9 protein-coding genes and 1 pseudogene are annotated in these 10,967 nt (G+C 64.5%); 9 read left to right on the forward strand and 1 reads right to left on the reverse strand.

What is annotated here, in order from left to right:
• Nucleotides 1-59: 59 nt before the first annotated feature.
• Nucleotides 60-410 carry a nuclear transport factor 2 family protein gene (locus tag ABD747_RS21585; protein ID WP_344808522.1) on the reverse strand — a complete coding sequence of 117 codons (351 nt, stop codon included), beginning with the start codon at nucleotides 408-410 and terminating at the stop codon, nucleotides 60-62.
• A 409-nt stretch (nucleotides 411-819) separates the two neighbouring features.
• Between ABD747_RS21585 and ABD747_RS21590 the strand changes: the two genes are divergently transcribed.
• The 9 genes and pseudogenes from ABD747_RS21590 to ABD747_RS21630 form a co-directional block, all read left to right on the forward strand.
• Nucleotides 820-2,121 carry a glycoside hydrolase family 125 protein gene (locus ABD747_RS21590; protein ID WP_344808524.1) on the forward strand — a complete coding sequence of 434 codons (1,302 nt, stop codon included), beginning with the start codon at nucleotides 820-822 and terminating at the stop codon, nucleotides 2,119-2,121.
• Complete coding sequence (locus tag ABD747_RS21595; protein ID WP_344808526.1) at nucleotides 2,118-3,107, forward strand: carbohydrate ABC transporter permease; 990 nt, start codon at nucleotides 2,118-2,120, stop codon at nucleotides 3,105-3,107. Before ABD747_RS21590 ends, ABD747_RS21595 begins: the two co-directional genes overlap by 4 nt.
• Nucleotides 3,108-3,220: 113 nt before the next feature.
• A complete protein-coding gene (locus ABD747_RS21600) occupies nucleotides 3,221-4,018 on the forward strand; it encodes a carbohydrate ABC transporter permease (RefSeq protein ID WP_344808528.1) in 798 nt (265 codons plus the stop codon).
• A 66-nt stretch (nucleotides 4,019-4,084) separates the two neighbouring features.
• Nucleotides 4,085-5,368, forward strand: coding sequence for an ABC transporter substrate-binding protein (locus ABD747_RS21605; protein WP_344808530.1), 1,284 nt, complete (start codon nucleotides 4,085-4,087; stop codon nucleotides 5,366-5,368).
• 65 nt (nucleotides 5,369-5,433) lie between these two features.
• A complete protein-coding gene (locus ABD747_RS21610) occupies nucleotides 5,434-6,513 on the forward strand; it encodes a glycoside hydrolase family 76 protein (protein ID WP_344808532.1) in 1,080 nt (359 codons plus the stop codon).
• Nucleotides 6,514-6,549: 36 nt separating this feature from the next.
• Entirely contained in the window at nucleotides 6,550-7,650 is a 1,101-nt protein-coding gene (locus tag ABD747_RS21615; protein WP_344808534.1) for a GntR family transcriptional regulator, read from the forward strand.
• 217 nt (nucleotides 7,651-7,867) lie between these two features.
• The gene (locus ABD747_RS21620) at nucleotides 7,868-9,100 is read left to right on the forward strand and encodes a glycoside hydrolase family 76 protein (RefSeq protein ID WP_344808535.1); all 1,233 of its coding nucleotides are present in this window, start codon (nucleotides 7,868-7,870) and stop codon (nucleotides 9,098-9,100) included.
• Between the two features lie 131 nt (nucleotides 9,101-9,231).
• Nucleotides 9,232-10,476, forward strand: coding sequence for an AGE family epimerase/isomerase (locus ABD747_RS21625; protein WP_344808537.1), 1,245 nt, complete (start codon nucleotides 9,232-9,234; stop codon nucleotides 10,474-10,476).
• A 121-nt stretch (nucleotides 10,477-10,597) separates the two neighbouring features.
• Nucleotides 10,598-10,967, forward strand: a pseudogene (locus ABD747_RS21630) (transposase); the annotation flags it as partial.

A 10,967-nucleotide genomic window follows, 5' to 3' on the forward strand; every position in this document is an offset into this window, starting at 1 on the left:
ACCATCAACAACCAAATCCCGGAACCAAGATCAACAACGGCCTCGACGAAACATCGAGGCTAGACCTGGGCTCCAACGCCGTAGCAGCGCATCGCGATGATCAGCCCATCCTTGATGTCGTAGGCGATGCAGTAATGGATACGACTGCCCAACTCCGACGTGACAGCAGCGCAGTCTCCCTCCAGATAGGCATTCTCCTCATCTATGACGATCCGTCGCGTCTGCAGGTCCACCATCGTGGCGTGCAGCGCGTTGACGTAGTCCCGCACCATGTCGGGTCCACGCACCACCTGACCGGTGTCGACAACAAGCCAGGTGACATCGGCGCCGTAGCACTCGGCAAAGTCCGCACCTTGGCCCATCAGGTCGAAGTAGCGCTCGATGGCGCGCCGGCTTTGTTCAGCTGACATGAAAACCCTCCCGCTTCAAGCCAAGGTAGGACGCCGTGCCGTCGCCCGACAAGGGCGTTTGGCGAGGGTGAACCGACCCGGATCAGCACGAGGAGGGACTCAGCGTGCGTGCGATCCGGATGTCGGTCGGCTTGCGTGTCCACCCGTCGTGAGTCGGCTAGATCGACAGTGCCACGTCAGCCACAGTTCCTGTTGTACACGCGAGTAGGGGCGATCGGGTGGGGCGCACCCGGAGTGCGCCACGGGGGCACGCGGTTGAGCGCTTCCCTCGAGATACCGATCGCAGGCCAGGTGCCCAGGAAGCCTTGCATCACCCACCACCTCTGTGATTAACTATGTCTAGTTCCTATTAAGTATATTAATATTAGCATAGGTAATTGTATATATGAGTTCTGAGGAGGAGTGCAGGATGGATGTGTACACACCCGCCATGGCGACGGATGTGATCGAGGGGATCGGTGACGCGCTCGGACCGGCGGTGGCTGCTGTGTTCTCGGGGTGCTTCCTCGACACGCTGGAGCACACGATTGCGCTGTCCGCGGGCGGCTCGGCGTTTGTGGTGACTGGTGACATCCCGGCGATGTGGCTGCGAGATTCCACGGTCCAGCTGACCCCGTACCTGCACTTTCTGGAGCGGGACCCGAAGCTGGCGCAAAGTGCGATCGCGGTGTCGCGGCGTCAGCTGGCGTGTATAGATCGTGATCCTTACGCCAATGCCTTCAACCAGGGGCCTGACGGTGCGGGGCACTGGTCAGACCAGACCGAGATGTCTCCGTGGGTGTGGGAGCGCAAGTATGAGGTCGACTCGCTGGCGTATCCGGTCCAGTTGGCCTACGACATCTGGACGCTGACGGGTCGCACGGAGCACTTGGAACTGTTCCCAACGGTGGCGCGCAGCATCGTTGGAGTCTGGCGGACCGAACAGGACCATGATCAGACATCGTCGTACCGTTTTGAGCGTCCCGGATCGCCCGGCGACAGCCTCGCGCGGCGTGGGCTCGGCCGGCCAACCGGGCATACCGGGCTCACCTGGTCGGCGTTTCGGCCGAGCGACGACACGTGCGTCTACAACTACAACGTTCCGGCGAACATGCTGGCCTTCGTTGAGCTCTCCCATATTGCCGAGCTGGCGGACGCGGTCTTCGACGACTGGGAGCTGGCGGCAGATGCCCGCGATCTGCGGGACTCGATAGGCCGCGGTCTGACCGGGTACGCGGTCACGACCGGCCCGTCGCAGGAGCCGGTGTACGCGTACGAGCTGGACGGGCTGGGTGGTGTCTTGGTGATGGACGACGCGAACACGCCGAGCCTGCTGTCCCTGCCCTTGATCGGCTGGTGCGAGCTCGATGATCCGCTGTATCAGCGGACTCGCGCCTTCTTGTTGAGCGAGGCCAACCCGACGTTCAGTCGGGGCGCGGCCGCCGCGGGAATCGGGAGCCCGCACACACCTCCCGGCTCGATCTGGCCGATCGCGCTCGCCGTGCAGGGTCTGACGGCGCTCGACCACGGGGAGCGGGACCGGATGCTGTCCACGCTGATGGCGACTCACGCCGACACTGACCGGATGCACGAGTCCTTCGACAAGGACGACCCCACCATCTACACCCGGCCCTGGTTCTCCTGGGCAAACGCCATGTTCTGCGAACTCGCCTTGGACTGTGCGGGAATGCGCACGTACCGGCGGACGGCTGCGGGGACGGTGCTGCGATGAGCGGGTCGACGAGTATCGGCCAGACCGTGCTGGCACGTGACCCATCGGGCATCCCACCCGTCCGGGCCGGTCGGAAGAAGAACCAGGTGGTGAAGACTCCGCATCGCCCGGGCTGGAACAACACACGACGTCAGCAGACGGGCAATGCCTGGGCGTTTCTGTCGGTGCCGGTCCTGCTCTTCGTCACCTTTCTGCTGCTGCCAATCGTGCTGGCTCTGGTCATCAGCTTCACCGACTACTCCGTCGTCGGCGACTTCGACTGGGTCGGCATCGCGAACTATGTCCGCATCATCAACGATCCGATCTTCTGGATCGCGTTGCGCAACACGATCTACTACACCATCTTATTCGTGCCGTTGAGCGTGGTCGTCGCGTTGAGCACGGCGATACTGTTGAATCGGAGCTCGAAGACGGTCCGCATCTTCCGCACCCTGTTCTACATCCCGGTCGTCTCCTCGACCGTTGCGACCGCGGCGATCTGGTTCTGGCTACTCAATCCTCAGTACGGCCTGTTCAACATCGTGCTCGGCTGGTTCGGGATCAACGGCCCGGCCTGGCTGTATGACTCACAGTGGGCGATGATCGCCATCGTCCTGATGAGCGTGTGGGCCGGCTTCGGAACGAACATGCTGATCTTCCTCGCGGCCTTGCAGGGCGTCTCCACCGACTTGGTGGAAAGCGCCCGACTCGACGGAGCGAATCGGTGGAGCGTGTTCTGGCATGTCACGCTGCCGGGCATCTCACGCAGCATGTTCCTGGTCGCGACACTGCTGCTGATCAGCGCCTTCCAGGTCTTCGACCAGGCGTACGTTCTCACTAAGGGAGGACCGGGGAACTCGACGCTGACGCTCGTCTACTACATCTACGACCGGGGCTTCGGCCGGCTGGAGATGGGTTACGCCTCGGCGCTTTCCTTCGTCCTCTTCCTGATCATCCTCTTGTTCTCGCTGGCCAATGCACGCCTCACCCGGGATAGGGCCGCCTGATGTCTGCAGCAACTGTCACCCTCCTACCGCCACGTCGCCGATCAGGATCCGCAACGCGCCTGCTCGGCACGGCCACTTGGTTCGTCGCCGTCATCGCCGTCAGCATCTCCACGGTGCTGCCGTTGATCTGGACGCTATCGACCTCACTGAAGCCTGAAGCTGAGATCATCTCGAGTCAGCTCAGCTTCATCCCGCGCACGCCCACGGTAGAGAACTACGTGTCGCTGTTCGTTGACGGACCGTTCGCCCGCTACCTCGCCAACTCGTTCATCATCGCCGCCGTCGGGACGATCACGAACATCTTCTTCGGCAGCCTCGGCGGCTACGCCCTGGCCAAGCTCCAGTTCCGGGGCCGGGGCGCCGTTTTCGGCTCGTTCCTCGCCTCCATGATGATCCCGGCGATCGTCACGATGATCCCGACATTCCTTGTTCTACGCCACTTCCCACTGGCGGGCGGCAACGATCTGCTCGGACAGGGCGGCATCGGCTTCCTCAACAGCTACGCGGCGGTGCTCGTTCCCTACGCCGCTGGTGCCTTCGCTGTCTTCTTCATGAAGCAGGTCTATGAGTCCCTGCCCAGTGATCTTGGGGAGGCGGCCCGGATCGACGGGGCCAGCGAATTCCGCATCTTCACCAGCATCTACTTCCCGTTGTCCAGGGCCGGGGCGGCGGTCCTGGCAGTGTTGACCTTCCAGGCCGGCTGGAACGCCTTCTTGTGGCCGTTGATCGTCTTCAGCGACCCCAACATGTATACCGCGCAGGTCGGCCTTGCCTCCTACGTCAACGAGCACGCCACCCTGTACGGCCCGCTGATGGCGGGAACGATCGTCACGAGCATCCCGGTGCTGATCATCTTCATGTTCGCCCAGAAGTACATCGTGCAGAATTTCGCGACCTCGGGCGGAAAGTAGCCGACCACGGTCGGCGACCTGCCTCGCCATCGGTAAGGCATCCCACCACCAGAGCAAGGAGAAGAGATGAAAAATCCAGTGCGGCGCCTCGTCGCGGTCGGTGCGGCCCTCGTCGTGGCCTCGGCAGCCCTCGTGGGCTGCGGCGGTTCCGGCGGTTCCGGCGGGTCCAGCGGTTCCGGCGGGGACGGGCAGAAGTCTGGTGCCGTCGAAGACGTCCAGTTCTGGGGTTCGTGGTCGGGTGCGCAGGCCAAGCAGCTCGAGGCGCAGGCCACGGCGTTCAACGACTCACAGGACAAGTATCACGTCACCTATGTGGCGAAGGAGGCCGTCGAGGAGTCGCTGCTGACCGGGCTGGCGTCGGGCCGGGTGCCCGACGTGGTGTTGTGGGACCGTTACAACACCCCGCTTTACGTGTCGAAGAATGCGCTCGCACCGGTCGATGACTACCTCGCGAAGGATGGCGTCGACGTCAAGCAGTTCTACGACCAGGCGTTGAGTGAGATGGTCGTCGGCGGTCACACCTACGGTCTGCCGTTGCTGGTCGACAACCGCTCCCTGTACTACAACCAGACCCTGCTCGACCAGGCCGGGGCGAAGCCGCCGAAGACCTGGGACGAGCTCAAAGCCGTGGCGGAGAAGACGGCGGAGCACAACGGCGGCAAGATCACCAAGGCTGGCTTCGCCCTGTCCGATCCGGGCCTGTTCAGCATGTGGCTGTCCCAGGCCGGCGGTTCCATGTATGACGGGTCGGGCACCAAGACAGCGTTCAACAGCGCCCAGGGCCTGGACGTTCTCAACTTCTGGAAGGGTCTGCTCGACGCCAACGTGTACAAGCTCGGTTTCGGGGAAGGCGCGGACGCGTTCGCCCAGGGCGACGTGGCCATGAAATACGACGGACCGTGGGCGCTGGCCGACCTGGAGAAGGCCAAGGTCAGCTACGGCATCGCGCAACCAGCGACGGGGCCGAACGGTGACAAGGGCGCCATCATGGGCGGCTTCGGCCTGGTCATCCCCAACGGAGCGAAGAACGCCGACGGCGCTTGGGCGTTCATGAAGTGGTGGGCCACCCAGCCCGAGAACGGGGTCAACTTCGCCAAGATCTCCGGCTGGATTCCGGCTAACCGCGAAGCCGCCAACGATCCGTACTTCACCCAGAATCCCAGCTACGCGGCGTTCATCCAGACCATGGAGTACGCGAAGGTGCGGTCCCACGTGCCCGGGGCCTCTGATGTCGAAAGCAAGGCGCTGATCCCGGCTCTGGAGAAGTTCCTGGCCGGCGAGGAGACTGCCGAACAGGCGCTCACTGAGGCGCAACAGCTCGGCGACAAGATCCTGGCAGACAGCAACTAGCACCGGCGAGGGCGGCGACCCGAGCGGGTCGTCGCCCCCACCGCCGAAGAGAGCGATCAGACACCATGACTTCGGACAACACCGTCAGCAGCATCGGCACCGTCTGGGACAGCCACGCGACGACGGCCCAGACAAGTTTGGACCACTTCTTCGCTGCCGACGGGCCCCAGTTCCTCAACAACTACTATCCGGCCGGCGACAACACAACGTTCAACTACTGGTGGCTGGCGCACGTGCTTGACGTCAGGCTGGATGCCTACATCCGCACCGGTGATCAACATTGGCTCGAACAGGCGCTGCAAACCCACGCGAACATCCTGGAGCGCAACGGCGGATCGTTGTACAACGACTACTTCGACGACATGCTCTGGAACGCGTTGGCGATCCTCCGTCTTCACGACGCCACCGGAGACGACCGCTACCTGCGTCTCAGCCAGGATCTGTGGCAACACGTCGTCGACCACGGATGGAACGACGTGCTCGGGCCGAGTGTGGCCTGGCGCAAGCAGCAGCTGTACTACAAGAACACCCCGGCCAACGGTCCGTTCGTCATCCTCTCCGCGCGGCTCGCCGCGCGGACGGGTGAGAAGCCGGTGCTCGAGCTCGGCCTGGCCGCCTACGAGTGGCTGACCCGCATCCTGGTGCGCGCTGACGGGTTCGTCGAGGACGGCATCAACCGCAATCAAGACGGACGCATCGACGTGCAGTGGCGGTACACCTACAACCAGGCTCTCTACATCGGCGCCGGAGTGGCCCTGACCCAGGCCACCGGCTCGTCAACGTTCCGACGCCAGGCGACCCTAACCGCGCTCACAGCCATCCAGGAACTGGCCGACGACGGGCTCTTCCGCACCGAAGGCGCCGGGGGCGATGAGGGCCTGTTCAAGGGCATCTACTACCGGTACCTGGACACCCTGCTGGCCACGCTGGATCCCTCCTCACCGCCCTACACCACGCTGTCGACGTTCGTGCGCCGCAGCACCGACGCCCTGTGGGCGCATTGCCAGGTCGACGACTGGCTGCTGGCCGGCGATGACTGGTCCGGCCCAGCGCCTTCGACCGTCGCGTACTCCACCCAACTCAGCGCGATTATGGCGCTGGAGGCGCGTGCCGCCCTGGAACGCCGTGAGCTCCGGATATATTAAGCATATTAATACGCCCATGAGGGGGTCAGAGCACACATGAGCGGGGCGCTGTATCAGCAGGTCTTTGAGGCCTTGCGGGACGACATACAGACCGGCCGTTTCGCGGTGGGGGAGCGACTGCCCTCCGACGCTGCTCTCGGTGAACGGTTCGGCGTCAGCGCCATCACCCTCAAGCGCGCTCTCGAGCTGCTCAAGAATGACGGCTACATCAGTCGGCGGGCGCGCGTCGGCACCTTCGTGATCAGCGATGTCGCGACATCGTCCGCCAGCGGCTACACGCTGAGCCATCCGCTCGTCGGCCTGGTGGTCACCAACTTCGACGACACCTTCGGCGTCAAGGTGCTGGCAGGGGTCCTCGATCAGGCCAACACGTCGATCAACCTGATCATCAAACGGAGTCTCGGTGACGAGTCGGCAGAGGACCAGCTCATCCGGGCCTTGTTTGACAGCGGCGTGCGGGCACTGATCTTGCAGCCAAGTTCGTCGGTCTATGTCCCAGCGGCGGTCCTGGAATTGATCACCCAGAACTTCCCGATGGTCATCCTCGACCGTGTCTTCGAGGGCGTACCGATCTCGACGGTCTGCTCTGACAACGTCACCGGCGGCCAGCTGGCGACCGAGCATCTGATGTCGCTCGGACACGAGCACATCGGGCTGGTGACCTCCTCCAGTACCGTCACCACCCTGGAGGACCGGCGCACCGGTTTCGTCAAGGCCTTCGCGACCATGCACGTGCCGCAGAGCGACGGGATGGTGTTCACCGGCACCCGGTCCACCACCCCCGGCTCCTCGGCCACCCCGCAGCAGGACATCGAACAGCTCAGCAGCTACCTGGTCAGCCACCCTCAGCTCACCGCGGCCGTGGCCACCGAGTACAACATCGCACTCATGCTGCGCGAGGCGGCCCATCGTGTGGGTCGGTCAGTGCCCGACGATCTGTCGATCGTCTGCTTCGACCATCCGGACGACTTCTACGACACCTCGCAGTTTCGCTTCACCCACATCCGCCAAGACCAGGAGCGGATGGGGCGTGAAGCGGTGGATCTGGCGAACCAGCTCATGCGCCAGCCCAACGAAGTGCACAAGGTCGGCCTTCCGGTCGAGTTGATCATCGGAGCATCGACGAGACCGATCTAGCCCGGCGCTGCCTCACACCCGCAGGGCCGCTTGTGCGACAAGGTAGCTGAACCCCTCCGGGATCGTGGATTCGGCCTGCCTGCGAGACAGAACACCGCCGCTGCGCCGCATCCTGCGCGCGTGGCGAGCCGGCGAACCGCAGCGACCCATACACAACCGATCCCCACCTCAGCCCACTCAGATCATCTGACGGGCTCAACTCTGATGGAGCGAAACCATGGAAGCAGCACACGACACAACAAAGTCGGGGGCGATCGACCACCAGCCGCTGACGCGACGAAGCTGCCTGGCCGGTTTGGCCGGCGGCGCGCTGCTGGTGGGCAGCGGCGGTGCCGGGCTGGCGCCACAGACCGCCAGTGCTGAGCAGCGATCGGGGTCTCCGGTCTGGGCGGACCGCGCTGAGGCAGCGTGGGACGCTCTCCGGAAGAACTTCGCGGTGAACGACGGCTCGGGTCTGTACCGGGAGCACTACCCGGTATCGCCGGAGGACCGGAAGTACTCCTTCGAGTGGCCCTTCTCCCAGGCGCATGCGGCCGTGCAGGACCTGGTCGGCATCCCTGTCGTGGGACGCAGCTACCGACCCGCGTTGACTCGGCACCGGCGCGCGCAGAAGGAATACTGGGACGACGAAGGCTCCACCGGACGACCGGGGTTCGCGTCCTACCCCGTGGCGCCGTACGGCGACGGCGGCGACTTCTTCTACGACGACAGCGAGTGGGTCGGCCTACTCGACATCCAGCACTGGAACAGATTCCACGATGATGCGTCGCTGCGGGAGGCACAGCGGGTCTTCGACCTCGTCATCTCCGGCTGGGACGACGACACGACTCACGCCGCCCCCGGCGGGGTGTTCTGGACGCAAGCGCCCTGGAGCCAGGACCGCAACACGGTGTCGAACATGCCCGCCGCCTTGCTCGGCCTGGGCCTGTACCGGATCACCGGCATGCGTATCTACCTCGACTGGAGCGTGCGCATGTACGAGTGGACGAACCGGAATCTGCAACGCGACAACAGTCTCTACAACGACCATCTGGGGCTGGAGGGGGCTGTGGACCCGACGGTCTGGAGCTACAACCAGGGCATCCCGATCGCGGTGAACTGCCTCCTCGCGGATCTCACCGGTCAGCGGCGCTATCTGCGTGAGGCCCGCCGGATCGCCGCCGCTGCCGCCGACTTCTATGGCACGGCTGCCCTCGACGGTCAGCCGGTGTTCTTCAACTCCATCTACTTCAAGTGCTTGCTCTTGTTGGAGTACTACACCGGTGGTCGTGAGTCGCTGCAGACGATGCGCGCCTACGGCGAGCGGCTCTGGCGCAATCACCGAGACCGCTCGACCGGGCTGTTTCAGTTCGCCGGCGACGGCACCACGCAGATGATCGAACAAGCCGCCGTGACCCAGATCTTCGCCGTGCTCGGATGGCCTCGACACGACTACCGCCTGCTGGCCTGACCGGCCGCACCGCGGCCCGTAGAGACGCGCCGTGAGCGGGATGCGGGCTGGCCGGTTCGCGTGGCTGCCTCGGCAGCTGCGAACCGCCACAACAACTTACGACACCAGGAATCTCCTCAGCTGAAAGGATCATGATGAAGCCGTGGCTCGAACTGGCCGAGCACCAGCGTTGGCTGCAAACCCAAAGCGAGCTCCTGCTGACCTTCGGGATGTCCTGCGGGCTACCCGCCGGCGGGGCGGCCTATCTCGACGTCGACGGCATTCCCGACCCCGACAAGCCTGTGCACGTCTGGATCACGTCGCGGATGGTCCACGTGTACGCGCTCGGGCATCTCCTGGGTATACCAGGCTGTCGACCGGTTGCCGAGCGTGCCCTCGCCGGGCTGACCGGCCGGATGCGCGACCAGTCCGGCGGAGGGTGGTTCGCTGCGGTCGACGACGCCGGGCCGGTCGACGACGCCAAGGTCTGCTACACACATGCATTCGTGATACTGGCGGCGACCTCAGCGTTCCAGGCCGGCCTGGTCGGGGCCTCGACACTGTTGGAGGATGCGACCGGAGTGTTCTTGGAACGCTTCTGGGACGAGGACACCGGGTTGTGTGTAGATACCTGGGACAGCTCCTTCGAAACGCTCGACCCGTACCGCGGGATCAACGCCAACATGCACGCCGTGGAGGCCATGCTCGCCACCGCCGACGTCACCGGCGACCCGACCTGGCTCGAGCGCGCCGCGAGGATCTGCTCCTTCGTCGCGACCCAAGCCGCCACCAACAACTGGCGGATCGCCGAACACTACGACAGCTCATGGGTGCCGGTCCCGGAGTACAACGATGGCCACCGCGATGACCCGTTCAAGCCCTACGGGGCCACCGTCGGCCACGCCCTGGAATGGTCACGGCTGCTGCTGAACCTGGAGGCGGCCGCGGTCAACGCCGGCCTGACCTCGATCATCGAGTTGGCCGACTGGTCGTCCACAGCGAAGTCATTGTTTGCCCGGGCGGTCGCCGACGGTTGGGCCGTCGACGGTAACGAGGGGTTCGTCTACACCACCGACTGGGACGGCGTCCCCGTGGTTCGCGACCGCATGCACTGGGTCGTCGCCGAAGCCGCCGCTGCCGCGGCGGCGCTCTGGACACGCACACGAGACCCGCTCTACGTCACCTGGTATCAACGTTGGTGGGACTACATCGTCGCGACCGTCGCCGATCCTACTGCTGGGTCCTGGCACCACCAGCTCGATCCGGCGGACCGGCCCATCAGCACGATCTGGCCGGGGAAACCGGACATCTACCACGCGTTCCAGGCCACCCTCTTCCCTCGCCTCCCGCTCGCACCCACCCTCGCAACCGCCCTCGCAAGCAACATGCTCCATTGAACCGCCGCCGGCGCTCGAGCTGGGACTTTCGCAGGAAGGGTGTAAGTGGCTCTACCGTCCCGAGGGGCAGGAGGAGTCACGATGACCGACACACTGGTGGGCGTGAGCCCAGCACCAGATCTGGTGGGCGCGGCCGCTGGCGAAGGTCTCCGCCGGGATCTTCGTCGACGCCAGTGTGTGGTGAAGATCCGCGAGAGCCAGGTCCGCAACCGGCCGGTCTACGCCGCCATCGGGGTCGATCTCGGCGGCCACAAGGACATCTTCGGGATGTGGGCCGGCGACGGGGAGTCGGCGAAGTTCTGGTTAGCGGTGCTCACCGAGCTCAAGAACCGCGGCCTGAACAACGTGTTCTTCGTCGTCCGCGACGGCTTGAAAGGCCTCCCCGGAGCGTGAACATCGCGTTGCCGCAGGCGCCGGTCCAGACCTGCATCATCCATTATGCCGATCTGATGGTTATGCCGACGTGGTCGCGGGATCGCTTTGCTGGCGGG

Origin of the sequence: Microlunatus ginsengisoli (genome assembly GCF_039537205.1) — a bacterium.
Taxonomy (GTDB): Bacteria; Actinomycetota; Actinomycetes; order Propionibacteriales; family Propionibacteriaceae; genus Microlunatus; species Microlunatus ginsengisoli.

Bases quoted from the DNA above. Each gene is read 5' to 3' on its own strand.
- ABD747_RS21615 (WP_344808534.1), top strand. From the start codon at position 6,550: ATGAGCGGGGCGCTGTATCAGCAGGTCTTTGAGGCCTTGCGGGACGAC.
- ABD747_RS21605 (WP_344808530.1), top strand. From the start codon at position 4,085: ATGAAAAATCCAGTGCGGCGCCTCGTCGCGGTCGGTGCGGCCCTCGTC.
- ABD747_RS21620 (WP_344808535.1), top strand. From the start codon at position 7,868: ATGGAAGCAGCACACGACACAACAAAGTCGGGGGCGATCGACCACCAG.
- ABD747_RS21590 (WP_344808524.1), top strand. From the start codon at position 820: ATGGATGTGTACACACCCGCCATGGCGACGGATGTGATCGAGGGGATC.
- ABD747_RS21595 (WP_344808526.1), top strand. From the start codon at position 2,118: ATGAGCGGGTCGACGAGTATCGGCCAGACCGTGCTGGCACGTGACCCA.
- ABD747_RS21625 (WP_344808537.1), top strand. From the start codon at position 9,232: ATGATGAAGCCGTGGCTCGAACTGGCCGAGCACCAGCGTTGGCTGCAA.
- ABD747_RS21585 (WP_344808522.1), bottom strand. From the start codon at position 410: ATGTCAGCTGAACAAAGCCGGCGCGCCATCGAGCGCTACTTCGACCTG.
- ABD747_RS21610 (WP_344808532.1), top strand. From the start codon at position 5,434: ATGACTTCGGACAACACCGTCAGCAGCATCGGCACCGTCTGGGACAGC.